16 protein-coding genes are annotated in these 16,439 nt (G+C 69.5%); 5 read left to right on the top strand and 11 right to left on the bottom strand.

The window, feature by feature from the left end; translation table 11 throughout:
* Nucleotides 1-54: 54 nt before the first annotated feature.
* Nucleotides 55-1,089, bottom strand: a complete 1,035-nt coding sequence (locus tag IAI59_RS13220) for a YeiH family protein (RefSeq protein WP_237181126.1) — start codon at nt 1,087-1,089, stop codon at nt 55-57.
* A gap of 103 nt (nt 1,090-1,192) precedes the next feature.
* On the opposite strand from IAI59_RS13220, the gene IAI59_RS13215 reads away from it, so the two are divergent.
* Nucleotides 1,193-2,077 (top strand): LysR substrate-binding domain-containing protein, encoded by an 885-nt coding sequence (locus tag IAI59_RS13215; protein ID WP_207418161.1) that lies wholly within the window; start codon nt 1,193-1,195, stop codon nt 2,075-2,077.
* Here the strand turns inward: IAI59_RS13215 and IAI59_RS13210 are convergent.
* From IAI59_RS13210 to IAI59_RS13180, 7 genes are all read right to left on the bottom strand, one after another.
* Nucleotides 2,065-2,388, bottom strand: coding sequence for an FtsB family cell division protein (locus IAI59_RS13210; RefSeq protein WP_207418163.1), 324 nt, complete (start codon nt 2,386-2,388; stop codon nt 2,065-2,067). The two genes, IAI59_RS13215 and IAI59_RS13210, sit on opposite strands and share 13 nt — an antisense overlap.
* Nucleotides 2,389-2,508: 120 nt before the next feature.
* Nucleotides 2,509-3,786, bottom strand: coding sequence for a phosphopyruvate hydratase (gene eno, locus IAI59_RS13205; protein WP_207418165.1), 1,278 nt, complete (start codon nt 3,784-3,786; stop codon nt 2,509-2,511).
* 91 nt (nt 3,787-3,877) lie between these two features.
* The gene (locus IAI59_RS13200; RefSeq protein ID WP_207418167.1) at nt 3,878-5,506 is read right to left on the bottom strand and encodes a CTP synthase; all 1,629 of its coding nucleotides are present in this window, start codon (nt 5,504-5,506) and stop codon (nt 3,878-3,880) included.
* A 153-nt stretch (nt 5,507-5,659) separates the two neighbouring features.
* A complete protein-coding gene (secG, locus tag IAI59_RS13195; RefSeq protein WP_207418169.1) occupies nt 5,660-6,028 on the bottom strand; it encodes a preprotein translocase subunit SecG in 369 nt (122 codons plus the stop codon).
* A 22-nt stretch (nt 6,029-6,050) separates the two neighbouring features.
* On the bottom strand, nt 6,051-6,551 hold the full coding sequence (locus IAI59_RS13190) for a CinA family protein (protein ID WP_207418172.1): 501 nt from the start codon (nt 6,549-6,551) through the stop codon (nt 6,051-6,053).
* Nucleotides 6,552-7,031, bottom strand: coding sequence for a phosphatidylglycerophosphatase A family protein (locus IAI59_RS13185; protein WP_272874655.1), 480 nt, complete (start codon nt 7,029-7,031; stop codon nt 6,552-6,554).
* A complete protein-coding gene (locus tag IAI59_RS13180; protein WP_207418174.1) occupies nt 7,028-9,043 on the bottom strand; it encodes a lytic transglycosylase domain-containing protein in 2,016 nt (671 codons plus the stop codon). The genes IAI59_RS13185 and IAI59_RS13180 overlap by 4 nt, the downstream gene beginning before the upstream one ends.
* A 147-nt stretch (nt 9,044-9,190) precedes the next feature.
* Here IAI59_RS13180 and dapA point away from each other — a divergent pair, with 147 nt between their 5' ends.
* The 3 genes from dapA to IAI59_RS13165 are packed head-to-tail and all read left to right on the top strand — an operon-like array spanning nt 9,191 to nt 11,517.
* The gene (gene dapA / locus IAI59_RS13175; protein WP_207418176.1) at nt 9,191-10,069 is read left to right on the top strand and encodes a 4-hydroxy-tetrahydrodipicolinate synthase; all 879 of its coding nucleotides are present in this window, start codon (nt 9,191-9,193) and stop codon (nt 10,067-10,069) included.
* Nucleotides 10,070-10,076: 7 nt separating this feature from the next.
* A complete protein-coding gene (gene smpB, locus IAI59_RS13170) occupies nt 10,077-10,571 on the top strand; it encodes an SsrA-binding protein SmpB (RefSeq protein WP_207418178.1) in 495 nt (164 codons plus the stop codon).
* 19 nt (nt 10,572-10,590) lie between these two features.
* Nucleotides 10,591-11,517, top strand: coding sequence for an AEC family transporter (locus tag IAI59_RS13165; protein WP_207418179.1), 927 nt, complete (start codon nt 10,591-10,593; stop codon nt 11,515-11,517).
* A 30-nt stretch (nt 11,518-11,547) separates the two neighbouring features.
* On the opposite strand, the gene cuyA is transcribed toward IAI59_RS13165, so the two are convergent.
* The gene (gene cuyA / locus IAI59_RS13160; RefSeq protein ID WP_207418181.1) at nt 11,548-12,573 is read right to left on the bottom strand and encodes a D-cysteate sulfo-lyase; all 1,026 of its coding nucleotides are present in this window, start codon (nt 12,571-12,573) and stop codon (nt 11,548-11,550) included.
* 168 nt (nt 12,574-12,741) lie between these two features.
* Between cuyA and IAI59_RS13155 the strand changes: the two genes are divergently transcribed.
* Nucleotides 12,742-13,539 (top strand): hypothetical protein, encoded by a 798-nt coding sequence (locus IAI59_RS13155; protein WP_207418182.1) that lies wholly within the window; start codon nt 12,742-12,744, stop codon nt 13,537-13,539.
* A 16-nt stretch (nt 13,540-13,555) separates the two neighbouring features.
* Here the strand turns inward: IAI59_RS13155 and IAI59_RS13150 are convergent, their stop codons facing one another.
* Entirely contained in the window at nt 13,556-14,818 is a 1,263-nt protein-coding gene (locus IAI59_RS13150) for an AmpG family muropeptide MFS transporter (protein ID WP_207418183.1), read from the bottom strand.
* Nucleotides 14,819-14,908: 90 nt separating this feature from the next.
* Nucleotides 14,909-16,420 carry an aldehyde dehydrogenase family protein gene (locus IAI59_RS13145; RefSeq protein WP_207418184.1) on the bottom strand — a complete coding sequence of 504 codons (1,512 nt, stop codon included), beginning with the start codon at nt 16,418-16,420 and terminating at the stop codon, nt 14,909-14,911.
* Nucleotides 16,421-16,439: the final 19 nt, after the last annotated feature.

The raw sequence follows: 16,439 nt of genomic DNA, 5'->3' as shown, positions 1-16,439 counted from the left end.
AACGCAGGATTTGGGCGCAAAGCGTAACCCGGCAATCGCGATCCGGTTGCGATACTACAACGGCAGCAAATGAATCAGCCCGATGCTCGCCGCGCCGAGCGCCAGCAGCGACAGCACCACCGTCGCGCTGACCCGCGCGCCCGCGCGGGCCACCACCCGCACATCGACGCCAAGCCCCAGCGCCGCCATGGACAGTACGGTCAGAATTCCGGCCACTGTTGAGATCGGCCCCAGCGCCGCTTCCGGAATGGCCCCCGCCGCCCGCAGCGCCGCCAGCGCCAGGAAGCCCAGGATGAACCAGGGCACCAGACGCGACAACGGCGGCTTCTGCCCCCCCGCGCGCCCGGCCACCAGCGACAGGCCGACCACCACCGGGCCGAGCATCAGCACCCGGACCAGCTTGACCAGCGTGCCCATCTGCACGCTGAGGGCTGCCACCGGGGCGGTGGCCGCCAGAACCTGCGGCACGGCATAAACGGTCAACCCGGCCAGGATGCCGTATTGCAGGTCGTTCAGCCCCAGGGCCGGCGCCAGCAGCGGCAGGCCGAGGACCACCAGCACGCCGAGAACCGCCGTGAAGGCGATGGCCGCGGCCACGTCCTTGGCATTGGCGCCGATCACCGGCGCCGCGGCGGCAATGGCCGAGTTGCCGCAGATGGAATTGCCGCAGGCCACCAGCACGGCCATCTTCCGCGGCAGGCCAAACAGCCGGCCGATGCCGTAGCTGAAGCCCAGGCTGAGCGCGACCACCACCGCGATGCCGACCAGCAGCATCGGACCCGCCGCCAGAATGGCCCGCAGGCTGAGCGAGGCGCCCAGCAGCATCACCGCGATTTCCAACAGCATCTTGGCACTGAATGCGATGCCGGGGGCGCAGGACTTGGGCGGCACCCACAACGTGCGGACCAGCGTGCCGATCAGGATGGCCAGCACCAGGCTTTCCAGCCAGGCACGGCCAAACAGCACGACCTCGGCGGCTTGCAGCACCTCGGCCACCGCCACCACGGCGATGCACAGCAGGAGACCCGGCGCCAGAACGCGCAGCCGCTCGGGCAGGAACGCGGTGCCCTTGGCGAGGGAAAGCGACATGAGGGAGCCTGTCATGGTTTTGCCCCCGTTTTGAAACGAGGCAAACCATTCATCAAACGCGTTGTTCTTGTGGTTCTGTTCGATAAAAGTGAATGATCGGGCTATGACCCTGGAACAACTTCGCATCTTCGCTGCCGTGGCGGAGCGCGAGCACGTCACCCGCGCCGCCGCCGCGCTGCATCTGACGCAATCGGCCGTCAGCGCGGCGATCCGTGCCCTGGAAGCCCGGCACGGCATCGCGTTGTTCCACCGCGTCGGCCGCCGCATCGAACTGACAGAGGCGGGGCGAATCTTCCGGGCCGAGGCCGAAGCGGTGCTCGCCCGCGCACAGGCGGCCGAGCTGGTCCTGGCCGAGCTCGGCGGCGCGCGGCGCGGCACCTTGGCGGTGCAGGCCAGCCAGACGGTGGCGAGCTACTGGTTGCCTCCGCTGCTGGTGCGCTTCCGGGCCAGCCACCCCGGGGTCAGCGTCCGCGTCACCGCCGGCAACACCGCGACCGTGGTCCAAGCATTGCTGGACGGGGCGGCCGAGCTGGGCTTCGTGGAAGGCGAGGTGGAGGAGCCGGCGCTGCGGCAGACCATTCTGGCCACCGACCAGCTCATCATCGTGGTCGGTCTGGACCACCCCTGGGCGGATGGTGCGCCGCTGCCGCCATCCCGCTTCGGCGACAGTGCCTGGATCATGCGCGAGCCAGGTTCCGGCACCCGCGCCGCGCTGGAAGACCTGCTGCCCAGCCTAGGTATCGACCCGGCAGCGCTGGAGGTCGCGCTGGAACTGCCGTCCAACGAGGCGGTGCTGGCGGCGGTGGAAGGCGGCGGCGGTGCCGCGGTGGTGTCAGAACGGGCGGCCGCGCCGCATCTGGCCGCCGGCCTGCTGGCCAGGGCAGGGGTGCGCCTGCCACCCCGCAGCTTCAAAGCCCTGCGGCACCGGGAGCGTTATGCCAGCGGAGCCGCGCGGGCGCTGCTGGACCTCGCGGTTCAGAAAAGCTGACGGCCCGGGCCGTAGGGGGAAACCACCTCGTCCTTGCCCACCATGTTCAGCAGGGCGCGGGCGCGCTCATCGAGCTGGTCGCGGTCGATCTGGTCGCCGCGCAGGCCGGCGACGCGGCGCTCCATGCTGTCGCGCTCGGCTTCGGCCTTCACCAGGTCGGCGCGGGCGACGACGATCTCGGCCGCCTTCGCTTCCCGGGCTAGGGAGCCGACGCGGGGGCCATGCACCGCGTACCAGGCGAAGTGCCAGCACAGCCCGGCAAAGACCACCGGCACGAAAAGCACACCGAACGCCCGCTTGATCGCCCGCATCGCCATCCTTCCCGGCCACGAATCTGAATGGGCCGTTAACGCTCGCAGCTAAAGGTCAGGATTGCATTCTCCGCAAGGCAGGATTGCCGGGCACCGTCGAAACGATGCCCGGCTGTGGCCTCAGCGACGCAGAATGGTGCGTCCGGCGTAGCGCGCGGCCGGGCCGAGGTTCTGCTCGATGCGGATCAGCTGGTTGTACTTGGCCAGCCGGTCGGAGCGGGACAGCGAGCCGGTCTTGATCTGCCCGCAGTTGGTGGCGACGGCGAGGTCGGCGATGGTGTTGTCCTCGCTTTCGCCCGAGCGGTGCGACATCACGGCCGTGTAGCCGGCGCGATGCGCCATCTCGACCGCTTCCAGCGTCTCGGTCAGCGTGCCGATCTGGTTGACCTTCACCAGGATGGAGTTGGCGGTCTTCTTCTCGATGCCCTGGCGCAGCCGCTCCGGGTTGGTGACGAACAGGTCGTCGCCCACCAGCTGCACCTTGCCGCCCAGGCGGTCGGTCAGCAGCTTCCAGCCTTCCCAGTCGTCCTCGGCGCAGCCGTCCTCGATGGAAATGATCGGGAAGCGGTCGCACAGGCCGGCCAGGTAATCGACCATGCCGCCGGCGTCGAGCTTCTTGCCCTCGCCCTCCATGTCGTAGACGCCGCCCTTGAAGAACTCGGTGGAAGCGCAGTCGAGCGCGAACATCACGTCCTCGCCCACGCGGTGGCCGGCGGCCTCGCAGGCCTTGGAGATGAAGTTCAACGCTTCCTCGGCCGACTTCAGGTCGGGGGCGAAGCCGCCCTCGTCCCCCACGTTGGTGTTGTGGCCGGCGTCGTGCAGCGCCTTCTTCAGGCTGGCGAAGATCTCGGAGCCGATGCGGACGGCGTCGGCCACCGTGCCGGCGGCCACCGGCATCACCATGAATTCCTGAATGTCGATTGGGTTGTCGGCGTGCTGGCCGCCGTTGATGATGTTCATCATCGGCACCGGCAGGGTGCGGGCGAAGACGCCGCCGACATAGCGGTACAGCGGGGTCTCGTAATAGGTCGCCGCCGCCTTGGCGGTGGCCAGCGACACGGCGAGGATGGCGTTGGCGCCGAGCCGCGACTTGTTGGGGGTGCCGTCGAGGGCGATCATCGCCTCGTCGATCTTCACCTGCTCGGTGGCGTCCATGCCGGACAGCGCGTCGAAGATCTCGCCCTCGACATTGGCGCAGGCCTTCTGCACGCCCTTGCCATGGAAGCGGGCCTTGTCGCCGTCCCGCAGCTCGACCGCCTCATGCGCGCCGGTGGAGGCGCCGGACGGCACGATCGCCCGGCCCATGGCGCCGGATTCCAGCACGACATCGACCTCGACGGTCGGGTTGCCGCGCGAATCCAGTACTTCGCGCGCGATGATGTCGGCAATGGCGGTCATTCCGGGCTTCCCTCAACAGAATGGTGCTGCCGATAGGATGTTGGCCCGGGAAGAGCAAGGGGGAGCCGGGCCTGCCGGCCCGGCCCGAGCGTCAGACCAGCCGGGCCTGCTTCACCGCGGCACCCACGAAGCCCGCGAACAGCGGATGCGGGTCGAAGGGCTTGGACTTCAGCTCCGGGTGGTACTGCACGCCGATGAACCACGGGTGATCCGGGTATTCCACGATTTCCGGCAGCAGCCCGTCCGGCGAAAGGCCGGAAAAGCGCAGCCCCGCCTGCTCCAGCCGGTCGCGGTAGCCGATGTTCACCTCGTAGCGGTGGCGGTGGCGCTCGGTGATCTCGGCGGCGCCATAAACGTCCCGCACCAGGGAGCCCTCGGCCAACGCGGCGGGGTAGGAGCCAAGGCGCATGGTGCCGCCCAGGTCGCCTTCTTTGCTGCGCTTTTCGCGGTCATTGCCACGCAGCCACTCGGTGAGCAGGCCCACTAGCGGCTCGTCGGTCGGGCCGAACTCGGTGGAGGAGGCATGCTCCAGCCCCACGAGGTTCCGCGCCGCCTCGATCACCGCCATCTGCATGCCGAAGCAGATGCCGAGGAACGGCACCTTCTTTTCGCGGGCGAACCGAACGGCGGCGATCTTGCCTTCCGCGCCGCGCTCGCCGAAGCCGCCCGGCACCAGGATGCCGTGCACGCCTTCCAACCGCTCCACGGCGTTGGGCGTCTCGAACACCTGGCTGTCCACCCATTGCAGGTTGACCTTGACGCCGTGCTTGATGCCGCCGTGGATCAGCGCCTCGGCCAGCGACTTGTAGGCGTCGAGCAGCGATATGTACTTGCCGACGACCGCGATGTTGACCTCGCCTTCCGGGTTGGTCAGCCGGTTGACGATGTGCTTCCAACGCGACAGGTCCGGGTCGCCATAGACCGACAGCCCGAAATGGCGCAGCACCTCACGGTCCAGACCCTCCGCATGGTACTGCAGCGGCACGGCGTAGATGGAGGAGGCGTCCAGCGCCGGAATCACGCTTTCCGGCCGAACGTTGCAGAACAGCGCGATCTTGCGGCGCTCGTTCTCCGGGATCGGCCGGTCGCAGCGGCACAACAGGATCTGCGGCTGGATGCCGAGGCCCAGCAGTTCCTTCACGGAATGCTGCGTCGGCTTGGTCTTCAGCTCGCCGGCGGAAGGGATGTAGGGCACCAGGGTCAGGTGCATGAACAGGCTGCGCTGCGGGCCCAGCTCGTTGTGCAGCTGGCGCAGCGCTTCCAGGAAGGGCAGGGACTCGATGTCGCCCACCGTGCCGCCCACTTCCACCAGCACGAAGTCCAGTCCGTCCGTATCGGCGGTGGCAGCGGCCTTGATGGCGTCGGTGATGTGCGGGATCACCTGCACGGTGCCGCCCAGGTAGTCGCCCCGGCGCTCCTTGGCGATCACGTCGGCGTAGATGCGGCCGGAGGTGAAGCTGTCCCCCTTGGTCGCATGCACGCCGGTGAAGCGCTCGTAGTGGCCGAGGTCGAGGTCGGCCTCGGCACCGTCGTCGGTGACGAAGACCTCGCCGTGCTGATACGGGGACATCGTGCCCGGATCGACGTTGAGATAGGGGTCGAGCTTGCGCAGGCGGACCTTGTGGCCCCGGGCCTGCAGCAGCGCAGCCAGGCTGGCCGCCGCGATGCCCTTGCCGAGGGAGGAAACCACGCCGCCGGTGATGAAAACGAACCGCGTCATGGGCCACCTTCCTAGCGCGCCGCGGGGGTTCGGGGAACCCGCCTCAACGGCATCTCTGATCTGTCCTGCGGCGCGGGGCTCGCGCCGCTCACACAAAAAGGGCGCCGGAAGCCTCGCTTCCCGCGCCCGGTGCGCCAACCCGTGGGGGCTGGCTCAGTTGGTCGGCACGCCCGGCTGCGCCGGCGCGGCGGGGGCCGCGGGCGCCGGGTTGGTGGTCACCGGCGGCAGCTGGCTGGTGGGCTGCGCCGGAATGGCCGGGCCGGGCGGCAGGTCGAGGATGGAGCCACGCTGCGCCTGACCGCGGCCCAGCAGCGCCATGGCCAGCGCCAGCACCATGAACAGCGTGGCGAGGATGCCGGTGGAGCGCGTCAGCAGGTTGGCCGTGCCGCGCCCGGTCATGAAGGAACCCATGCCCTGGGAGGAACCGATGCCCAGACCGCCGCCTTCGCTGCGCTGCAGGAGCACGACGCCGATCAGCGCGAGGGTGACGAGAAGGTGCAGGACCAGCAGGACTGTCATCATGGCGGGCCGCTTCTAGCGTCGATCAGCCTTCGGCGCCAGCGGCAACAGCGGCGGCCATGCGCAGGGCGGCGGCCACGGTGGCGGCCCGCACCGCGTCGCGGCCGCCGGGGAACACGTGGCGCTCGGTCCGGGCCGGCTGCCCGGCGAGGGCGACTCCGATGAACACTAGCCCCACCGGCTTGCCCGGCGTGGCGCCCCCGGGGCCGGCGATGCCGGTGGTGGAAATGCCCATGGCGGCGCCCGACTCGCGTGCCGCCCCCTCGGCCATCGCCGCCGCGACTTCGGCCGAGACGGCGCCCAGGCGGCCGATCACCGCCGGGTCCACGCCCACCGACTTCGCCTTCGCCGCGTTGGAATAGGTGACAAAGCCGCCGAGCAACGTGGCGGAGGAGCCAGGAATGGCCGTCACCGCCGCCGCCACCAGACCGCCGGTGCAGGATTCGGCAGTGGCCAGGGTGATGCCGCGCGCTTGCAGCAGGTCCAGCAGGCCGGCGGCCTGGGTCAGGGTTTCTTGGGGCAGCATCTACAAGGTCACTCCAAGCCAGCGGGCCACCAGCAGCAAGCCGGCGGCCAGGGCGCCGGCGATGATGTCGTCCAGCATGACGCCGCTGGCGCCCTTGCGCCGGTCCGCCCAGCCCACGGGGCCAGGCTTCAGGATGTCAAAGGCACGGAACAGCAGAAACGCCAGCAGCACGCCCGCCGCGCCGCCTGCCCAGGGCAGGGCGGCCAGGGCGATGAGCTGCCCGGCGCCTTCGTCCACCACCACCCAGCCAGGGTCGGCCTTGGCTTCCTGCAGGCGCCCAAGCGCCCACCATCCGGCGGCCGACAGCAGAACCGCCAGCCCCAGACAGGCCACCGGCCCCGCCCAGGCCAGCGGCAACACCAGCAGCGAGCCCCAGGTGCCCGGCGCCGGCCGCAAGAACCCGACGCCCCCCATGCTGGCGATGAAGCGCGGCAGCCCGGCCGGAACCGTGGCCCGCGCCGGCAGCGCCGGGTCGCTCAACGGGTGGCCGTGGTGCTGGCGGCGTTGCCCACCGGCAGCCAGGGCTTCAGCGGGTGGTCCAACCCGGCGGTGGCGGGGTCCAGCGCGCGGTACACCACCGCGTTCTCCACCACCCGCTGCACGTAGCTTCGGGTTTCGGTGAAGGGGATCTGCTCGATCCAGTCCAGCATGTCCACGCCGCCGGCGGCCACGCCGATGCGCGGGTCGCCATAGGTGGACAGCCAGTCCTCCACCCGGCGCGGACCCGCGTTGTAGGCCGCCGCGGCCAGGGCCAGGTTGCCGAACCGGGTGATCTGGTCGGCCAGGTACTGCGCGCCGAGCTGCATGTTGTGCTCCGGCTGCGTTGTCAGCCAGCCGGCCTGGGTGGGAATGCCGATCTGCCGCGCCACCTGCGCCGCCGTGCCGGGCAAAAGCTGCATCAGCCCGCGCGCATTGGCCGGCGAAACGGCGGAGGGGTCGAAGTTACTTTCCTGGCGGCTGATGGCGTAGATGAAGGCCGGCTCCGCCAGCCCGGTTCCGGACACCGGGTAGGGGACCGGCCAGCCTTCCGGCAACAGCATCACGCCATCGATGCCCGAGCGCCGCGCGACCCATACCGCATGGTCCGGCCGGCCGATGCGGTTGGCCAGCCGTGCCGCCAGCACCTGGGTGCCGGGGTCAGGCGCCAGATCCTCGATCCGCAGCAGAAAGGTGCGGGCGCGGCCGGTATCCCCCAGGTCCGCCAGCGTCACCACCACGCGCGACAACTCCCGGTCCAGAAAGGCGCTCGCCGCCTGGGCCGAGGGCGTGGCGGGCACCACGCCGGTGATGCGCGCGGCGAGCTGGGGCGAAGCTTCCCCAAGCGCCAGCGCCGCCAACTGGCCGTAGAAGCTGGTGGGCAGGGCGGCCGCTTCCTCGAAATGCGCGCGGGCCTCGGCGGCGCGGCCCTGGGCGGCGGCGGCGCGGCCCCGCCAGTAATGGCCGCGCGAGCGGGTGATGACGGAGGTGCTGTCCACTCCCACCCGCGCGAAGTGCCCGGCGGCCAGCGCCGGGTCGTTCAGCCGGCGGAGCGCGATGAAGCCGGCCAGGAACTCGGCATCATGCAGGTCCGCCGTGTCCACCTGCCCATGCTGGGCGGCAAGGCGCAGCGCGGCGGGGGCATCGCCCAGGCGCAGCAGCTTGCGCGACAACACCTGCCGTTCGGCCCACACCGCCTTGGCGGCCTCGGGCGAGAGTTTGGACTGCAGCGGCTCGGCGGCACGCCACACGGCTGCGGCCTCGGCATCGCGGTCGCGGCGGCGGAGCAGCCGTGCCCACTCATAGGCCACGCCCAGGTCGTCGGGCCGCCCCGTCACCGCGGCATCCGGCTGTTCCGCCGCGAGGGCCAGCCGCAGCTCGGCCGCGCCGCGTGCTTCCGGCGGCAGCAGGGGCACCACGCGCGCGGCGGGCACGAATTGCCGGGTCCAGGCCAGCCGCTCGAACCGCGCGCGATGGTCGCCGGGCAGGAGGACCGGGGCGTTGCGGCTGAGGAAGACGGATTCCTCCAGCGCGTCGGAATTGGCTTCGCGCCAGGCTTCGCGCAGAACCGGCGTGGGGTCCTGGCCCTGGCGCTGCCGGGCTTCCGCCAGGGCCTGCGCGCCGGACAGGCCCCGCGGGCTGTCGTTCTGATACAGCTGCAGCACCATGGCGTCGTCGGGCAGCAGGGGCAGCAGCTCCTCGGCGCGGGCCAGCAGCGTGGCGCGCATCGGCCAATCGGGGTTGGCGGCCAGAAAGGCGGCGATCTCGGCCGCGCTGGACATGCCGCGCACCTGGATGCGCATCCATTGCACCAGCTTGGCGGCCAGCGGGTCAGCGCCGGTGGACAGCGCCTGCGCATCCGGCCAGCGGCCGGCATTAGCGGCGGCCAGCGCGGCCCGGCCGGCGCTGCGGCTGCTGTCACTGGCCCAGGGCTGGGCACTGGCGGGAAACGCCGCGCCGAGCAGCAGGGCGGCCAGCAGGGCGGGGCGGAGGCGGGGCAGGGCGGGGCGGCGCATGGGGGCCAAAGCCTAGACCATCGGCCGGCGCTTGTCCCGCCAACGCTGAGCTCGAATGTCGGTGTAACGCTTGTCGCGGCGGGGCGGCGCCCTTAGCTTCCCGCCTTCAAGCGCATCGCCGCCCTGCGGGAAGGAAAACCAGGTCACATGTTCAAGGGATCCCTCGTCGCGCTGATCACGCCGATGGCCGAGGACGGGTCGCTGGACCCGAAAGCCTTTCAGGACTTCTGCGCCTGGCAGATCGCCGAGGGCACGCAGGGGCTGATCCCGGTCGGCACCACCGGCGAAAGCCCGACGCTGTCGCATGCCGAGCACCACCGGGTGGTGGCGATGTGCGTGGAAGCCGCCGGCGGCCGGGTGCCGGTCATCGCCGGCACCGGCAGCAACAGCACGGAAGAAGCCATCGAGCTGACGCGCCATGCCAAGCAGGCGGGGGCGGACGCCGCGCTGATCGTCACGCCCTACTACAACAAGCCGACCCAGGAAGGGATGTTCCTGCATTTCAAGGCCATCGCCGATGCGGTGGACCTGCCGGTCATCATCTACAACATCCCGGGCCGCAGCGTCGTGGACATGTCGGTCGAAACCATGGCGCGCCTGGCCAAGCACCCCAACATCGTCGGCGTCAAGGACGCGACGGCCAACCTGACCCGCCCGCTGCACACCCGCGCCGCCATTGGCCCGGACTTCTGCCAGTTGTCGGGCGAGGACCACACGGCGCTGGCCTTTCTGGCCGCCGGTGGCCATGGCTGCATCAGCGTCACCGCCAACATCGCGCCGCGGCTCTGCGCCGAGATGCATGCCGCCTGGGACAAGGGCGACCTCGCGGAAGCCATGGCCATCCAGGACCGGCTGGTGCCGGTGCACGACGCGATGTTCTGCGAAACCTCGCCCGGGCCGGTGAAGTACGCCGCCAGCCTCCTGGCCAAGTCCACCGCCTTCTGCCGGCTGCCCATGGCGCCGGTGTCGGAATCCACCCGCGCCCGCGTGAAGGCCGCCATGGTCTCCGCCGGCCTGCTGAACTGAGAAGCCGATGGCCGCCAAGGACAAGAAGAAGTCGGCGCTGATCTCGCACGGCACCGCCGCGCAGAATCGCAAGGCCCGCTTCGACTACAAGATCGGCGAGGTGTTCGAGGCCGGTCTCGTGCTGGTGGGGCCGGAGGTGAAGTCGCTGCGGTCCGGCCGCGCCGCGCTGACCGACGCCTGGGCCGGCGAGCGGGACGGCGAGATGTGGCTGTTCAACTGCTATATTCCCGAATGGCAGGCCGGCAGCGTGGTGGCGAAGTTCGAGCCGCGCCGCCCCCGCAAGCTGCTGCTGCACAAGAAGCAGGTGGAGGCGCTGTCCGGCTCCATCACGCGGGACGGCATCACCCTGGTGCCGATGGAGCTGCTGTTCAACGACCGTGGCATCGCCAAGGTCGTGCTGGGCGTGGGCGAGGGCAAGTCCAAGGCCGACAAGCGCCACGCCATCGCGGCACGCGACTGGCAGCGGGACAAGTCGCGGCTGATGCGGGGCGACAAGATCTAGGCGTTGCCCGCGACCTTTCATGCTTGAAACCCTGGGCGTCGTCCTACCGGTCTTCGGGCTGATCCTGCTGGGCGGGCTGGCGCGGTGGCGCGGGGTGCTGGGGCCGCACGCGGTGTCAGAGCTGAACCGCTTCGTGGTGTGGCTGGCGCTGCCGGCGATGCTGTTCAGCATCATGGCCAAGGCCTCGCTCGCCACGTTGTGGCAGCCGGGCTTCGTCGCGGCCTTCGGGCTGGGGTCCCTGCTGCTGTTCTGCGTCACCGTCGCGATGCGGCGCGGCGTTCTGGCCGAAGCGGGGCTGGACGGCTTGAACGCCGCCTATCCGAACACCGGCTACATGGGCTTTCCGCTGGCCGCGGCGGCGCTAGGGCCCGCCAGCCTGCCTTTGATGACGATGGCCACCATCCTCACCGTCTGCTTCGTCTTCGCCTTCGGCGTCATTTGCATCGAGATCGGCCAGCAGGCGGGGCAAAGCCCGTGGCGCCTCGCCCGGCGAGTCGGGCTGGCGCTGGTCCGCAACCCCATGCTGGTGGCGCCGGCCCTGGGCGCGATGGCTTCCGCGGCCGGGATTTCGCTGCCGGGCAGCCTGGATCGCTTTCTGGCTTTGCTGGGTGCTGCGGCCTCGCCCTGCGCGCTGGTGGCGCTCGGCGCCTTTCTGGCGCAGGCACGGGGCGGGCGACGCACCGCCTGGGGCGCGGTGGCGTGGCTGACCGGCCTGAAGCTGGTGGCCCTGCCGGTGCTGGTGTGGCTGCTGGCCGCGCCCCTGCTGCAACTGCCGGTCCTGCAGGTGCAGGCCGCCGTGCTGGCTGCGGCGCTGCCGACCGGCACGGGGCCGTTCATGCTGGCGGAATACTACCGGCGGGATGCCGGCACGACCTCTGCCACCATTCTGGCCAGCACGGTGCTGTCCGTGCTGACCGTCGCCGCCTATCTGGCCTGGGCCCGGTAATGCGCGCGGCCGTAAGGGCGCGCGCCCCGGTCAGCCGGCCTCGGCCGGGAGGGCGAAGGCCTCGGGGTAGCCGAACAGGCCCACCGCGCCGCCGGTGTGCAAGAACACCACGTTCTCGCCCGGCTTGAAGTGGCCCTTGCCGATCAGGTCCACCATGCCGGCCATGCCCTTGCCGGAATACACCGGGTCCAGAAGGATGCCTTCCTGCTCCGCCAGCAGCTTCACGGCCGCGACCATGCCTTCGGTCGGGATGCCGTAGCCCTGGCCCACGTAGTCGCAGTTCGCCACCACGTGCTCCGGCTTGACGATGCCGGGCAGGCCAAGATGCGCCACCACCTTTTCGGCCAGCGCGAAGACATTGGCTTCCTGCTTCTCGCGCGGTGCGCGCACGCCGATGCCCAGCACGGGAATGCCGGAATTCAGCGCCACCAGCCCGGCGACCAAGCCAGCCTGCGTGCCCGCGCTGCCCGTAGCATGCACCACGTGGTCGATCCGCAGCCCGATCTCGGCCGCCTGCGCCACCAGCTCCAGCGCCGCGTTCACGTAGCCCAGCGCGCCGACGGCGTTGGAGCCGCCGCCCGGAATCACGTAGGGCTTGCGGCCCTTGGCCCGCAGCTCGGCGGCCAGCGTTTCCATCTCCGCCGCCATGTCGGCCCCGCCGGGGCGGCGGGACACGGTGGCACCGTGCAGCTTGTCCAGGAGCACGTTGCCGGACTGGGTATAGGCGGCATCGTCGTATCCCGTGCGGTCTTCCAGCAGGATATGGCATTCAAACCCAAGCTTGGCCGCCGCCGCCGCCGTCTGCCGCGCATGGTTGGACTGGGTGGCGCCCTGGGTGATCACCGTGTCGGCACCCTGCGCGCGGGCGTCGGCCATCAGGTATTCCAGCTTGCGCGTCTTGTTGCCGCCGGTGGACAGGCCGGTGCAGTCGTCCCGCTTGATCCAGAGGTTGGGGCCGCCGTTCGGGCCGGCGAGGTGGCGCGACAGATTTTCCATCGGCTCCAGCGGCGTCGGCAGGTGGCCAAGGCGAATGCGGGGAAAGCGGGCGAGGTTCATGGCGATCGAGTCCTTCCGGAAGCGTTGGGGCCCTTCGGCCTTCTGCGGGGATGGTGTGGCGGCGGCGGGATAGGATGGCAAGTCAGGCCCAGTCATGGACCACCGCCTAGTGACGGTCATGAAGGCAGCATGTTACCCTGAGCTTTGCCATTTCCAGGGTGATCCTGCATGTCGACTGCTCTGAACCGGTGGATCTACGGGCTGCTCCACCTCGGGCTGGCGCTGCCAATCATCGGGGGCGTCACGCTTCTCCCCATCATCGCCAACCTGGTGGTCAGGGAAATCTGGCCGGGGCATGAGGCAGTCATAACCGCCGCCACCTTTATCATGGCCGTGGTCGGATACATTCTTGCATGGCGGGGCGGCCGTTGGCTTGCCCGCCGCGCGGGGTCTGGAACGGATACCCGGTCAGCCGTTTTGCTGTCTGGTGTCACGCTGTTCTGGCATTGGGTGAAAACCGATGAGGGCGTGCCGATACTGCTCGGTAGCATTGTCGCTCTCAGCTTGCCTTCCATCGCTATGATGCTCGGTGCTGGATATGAGCATCGCCAAGCCATCACTGCTGAGGCCGGTCGCAATCAGCTCACACGACCCTCTTCGGGACGTCGCCGCGCCCTCATCATGTGCGTGGTCTCCGTGATGCTGCCGGGCGCAGTGATCATGATAGCCTTTGCCGTCAGTGACCTGCCGACGACAGCAGCTATTCGCGGCATGGTTGGGATCCTCGGTCTTTTGGTTCTCGTTGCCGCGAGTTGGTTGCTGGGACGCTGGCTATGCCAGTGGTGGCCATGGCACCCAGTCCACCTCGCGTTCGGATTGGTGCCGGTGCTTCTGTCCCAATGGCCACTGCTACTGATGGCCTTGAGCATCCAGAACGAAATGCTCGCTTGGGCGGCGGTCCCGTTCATGTTTCCGGTTCTGGGCTTTCTCGCAGGATTTGGCTTGTTCCGCCGCCGCGCGGCGTGACACTGCTACTCTGTCTTCAAGCCCGAGCCGCCTCCGGCTCCGGCGGCAATCGCCGTAGCAGGAACAGCATGATCGCCATGGCCGGCAACGCCGCCAGCATGGTGACGGCATAGAAGGCCGGCCAGCCGAGGCTTTCCGCCAGCGACCCGCTGAACGCACCGACCGTGCGGGTGCCGACCGCCGCCAGCGATGATAGCAGCGCATATTGGGTCGCCGTGAAGGCGCGACTGGTCAGCGCCGAGAGATAGGTCAGGAAGGCGGCGTCGGCCAAACCATCGGTGAAGTTCTCCACGCCGGTCTGCAGATAGAAGACCGTCATGTCGTGGCCGGCATAGGCAAGCCAGATATACATGACGTTGGACAGCATCTGCCCCAGCCCCGTCAGGATCAATGCCCGCGCGGTGCCGATGCGCAGCACCAGCCAGCCGCCCGCCAGCGCCCCCAGCAGCGTGGCGAACAGCCCGAACACGCTGCCGACCTGCGCCACCTCGCCGCGCGTGAAGCCGAGCTGTGCCTGGAAGGGCGTGACCATCACGGCGGCCAAAGCCTCGCCCAGCTTGAACAACGCCACGAACAGCAGGATCGCGAGCCAGTAAGGCCGGCGCGTGAAGTCGGCGAAAGGGTCGACGATCGCGGCCCGCATGCGGGCCGCGAAGCCGGCCACCGCGATGCGGGGACGGGGGGACAGCACGTCCGGCCCCAGCCACACAGCCAGAAAGCCGACCAGGATCAGCGCGGCGGCATAGGCGAAGGCCCAGAACCACCCGGTGTATTCCGACACCCACAGGACGCCGGCCCCCACCGCCAGCAAAGCCAGCCGGTACCCCCAGACATAGAAGGCGAGGCCGAGGCCCTGCTCGCGTTCCTCCAGCATCTCGATGCGATACGCATCGATGACGATGTCCTGGCTGGCGGACAGAAACGCGACCGCAATGGCGGCAGCGACGGTGGCCAGCGGCGCCAGCGCGGGATCGGAGGCGCCCATCAGCAGGATGGCCACCATCAGCAGCGGCTGGATGACCGCCAGCCAGCCTCGCCTGCGGCCCCAGGACCGGAAGGCCGGGGGCAGGGCGTTGTCCAGCAGCGGCGACCACACGAACTTCAGGGAGTAGGGCAAGCCGATCAGCGCGGTCATGCCGATCTCGGTCAACGAGATGCCGGATTCGGTCATCCAGCGCCGCAGGATGCCGAGCACCAGCGGCAAGGGTGCGCCCGCCGAGAAGCCCAGGGCGAGCATGACCAGGAAGCGGGGATTCTTGAACAGCTGGAGCGTGCGCATGGAAGCGCAAACTGCCACGCGCACGGCGGATTTCCTATCCGCCGCGCGCGTGGTGTCGGGTTACGCCATGTTCACCATGCCCGACGGCCGTCAGGCCATGTTCACCATGATCGTCTTCTTGTGGGTGAAATGCTCCAGCATGGATTCCAGGCTGGCTTCCTTGCCCAGGCCGGAGTTCTTGACGCCGCCGTAGGACAGGTTGGGCTGCACCACCAGGTTCTGGTTGACCTGCACCAGCCCGGCCTCCAGCCCGTGCGCGAAGCCCAGCGCGATCTTCAGGTCGTTGGTCCAGACCGTGGCGGCCAGGCCGAACTCGCTGTCGTTCGCCTCGGCCAGCACTTCGTCGGCGCTGTCGAAGGGAAAGACGGTGGTGACGGGGCCGAAGATCTCCTCGCGCACCAGCCGGCTGTCCTTGGTCAGGCCGGTGAAGATGTAGGGGCGGATGAACAGGCCCTTCTTCAGCGCCGGGTCGCTGGGCATGGCGGAGCAGGCGCGGCCGGTGGCGCCGGCGGTCTTCTCGCCCTCGGCGATGAAGCCCTGCACCTTGCTGAACTGCTCGGGCGAGATGATGGTGCCGATGTCGGTCTTCTCGTCCAGCGGGTCGCCCATCACCATGGCGTCCACGCGCTTGGCCATCTCGGCCACGAACCTGTCGAAGATCGGCCGCTCCACGAAGATGCGGCTGGCCGCCGTGCAGCTTTGCCCCTGGCGGGTGAAGCGCATCGAGGTCAGCGCGCCGGCCACAGTCTTCTCGAAGTCACAATCCGCGAAGACGATCATGGGCGACTTGCCACCGAGTTCCAGCGTCGCCGGGATCAGCTTATCGGCGGCGACCCGGGCGATGATGCGGCCGGTCTCGACCGAGCCGGTGAAGGTCACCTTGCGCACCAGCTTGTGCGCCACCAGCGGCGCACCGCATTCCGGGCCCTGGCCGGACAGGATGTTGAACACGCCGGCCGGCAGCACGCGGTTCATCAATTCCACGATGCGCAGCACCGCCAGCGGTGCTTCCTCGGCCGACTTCACGACGATGCTGTTGCCGGCGACCAGGGCGGGCGCCGCCTTCAGCGCCATCAGCATCATCGGGATGTTCCAGGGGATGATGGCGCCGACCACGCCCAGCGGCTCACGCACCGTGACGTTCAGCACGTCGGGGCCGAAGGGCACGGTCTCGCCCTTCAGCTCACCACCCAGGCCGCCGAAGAACTCGAAGATGTCGGCCACGTTGTTGGCCTCGACGCGGCTTTCCGTTCGCAGCGCCTTGCCGGTCTCCAGCGCCACCAGCCGGGCCAGCTCCTCCACATGCTCGCGGATCAGGGTGGCCGCCTGGTACACGAGCGCGCCGCGCTTGCGGGCGGGCATCCTGGCCCATTCCTTCTGCGCGCGGGCCGCCTCGGTCACCGCGGCATCGACATCCGCCGCGTCGCCATCGGCGGCCTGGGCCACCGCCGCGCCGGTGGCGGGGTTCACGACATCAAAGGTCTTGCCGGACCGGGCGGGCGTGTACCGCCCACCAATGAAATGATACCCTGAGATCGCTTTCGCCAGTGCTGCGGGATCGAGCAGGGGGCTGCCGGGCGCGGGGTTTGGCGTGTCGAGCATGGCGTTTCTTCTCCCGGAT

It is taken from the genome of Roseomonas haemaphysalidis (assembly GCF_017355405.1).
Lineage (GTDB): Bacteria > Pseudomonadota > Alphaproteobacteria > Acetobacterales > Acetobacteraceae > Pseudoroseomonas > Pseudoroseomonas haemaphysalidis.
The sequence above is the reverse complement of the archived record's forward strand: the minus strand, read 5'-3'. Positions and strand labels throughout refer to the sequence as shown.

Bases quoted from the DNA above. Each gene is read 5' to 3' on its own strand.
- IAI59_RS13220 (WP_237181126.1), bottom strand. From the start codon at position 1,089: ATGTCGCTTTCCCTCGCCAAGGGCACCGCGTTCCTGCCCGAGCGGCTG.
- IAI59_RS13215 (WP_207418161.1), top strand. From the start codon at position 1,193: ATGACCCTGGAACAACTTCGCATCTTCGCTGCCGTGGCGGAGCGCGAG.
- IAI59_RS13210 (WP_207418163.1), bottom strand. From the start codon at position 2,388: ATGCGGGCGATCAAGCGGGCGTTCGGTGTGCTTTTCGTGCCGGTGGTC.
- eno (WP_207418165.1), bottom strand. From the start codon at position 3,786: ATGACCGCCATTGCCGACATCATCGCGCGCGAAGTACTGGATTCGCGC.
- IAI59_RS13200 (WP_207418167.1), bottom strand. From the start codon at position 5,506: ATGACGCGGTTCGTTTTCATCACCGGCGGCGTGGTTTCCTCCCTCGGC.
- secG (WP_207418169.1), bottom strand. From the start codon at position 6,028: ATGATGACAGTCCTGCTGGTCCTGCACCTTCTCGTCACCCTCGCGCTG.
- IAI59_RS13190 (WP_207418172.1), bottom strand. From the start codon at position 6,551: ATGCTGCCCCAAGAAACCCTGACCCAGGCCGCCGGCCTGCTGGACCTG.
- IAI59_RS13180 (WP_207418174.1), bottom strand. From the start codon at position 9,043: ATGCGCCGCCCCGCCCTGCCCCGCCTCCGCCCCGCCCTGCTGGCCGCC.
- dapA (WP_207418176.1), top strand. From the start codon at position 9,191: ATGTTCAAGGGATCCCTCGTCGCGCTGATCACGCCGATGGCCGAGGAC.
- smpB (WP_207418178.1), top strand. From the start codon at position 10,077: ATGGCCGCCAAGGACAAGAAGAAGTCGGCGCTGATCTCGCACGGCACC.
- IAI59_RS13165 (WP_207418179.1), top strand. From the start codon at position 10,591: ATGCTTGAAACCCTGGGCGTCGTCCTACCGGTCTTCGGGCTGATCCTG.
- cuyA (WP_207418181.1), bottom strand. From the start codon at position 12,573: ATGAACCTCGCCCGCTTTCCCCGCATTCGCCTTGGCCACCTGCCGACG.
- IAI59_RS13155 (WP_207418182.1), top strand. From the start codon at position 12,742: ATGTCGACTGCTCTGAACCGGTGGATCTACGGGCTGCTCCACCTCGGG.
- IAI59_RS13150 (WP_207418183.1), bottom strand. From the start codon at position 14,818: ATGCGCACGCTCCAGCTGTTCAAGAATCCCCGCTTCCTGGTCATGCTC.
- IAI59_RS13145 (WP_207418184.1), bottom strand. From the start codon at position 16,420: ATGCTCGACACGCCAAACCCCGCGCCCGGCAGCCCCCTGCTCGATCCC.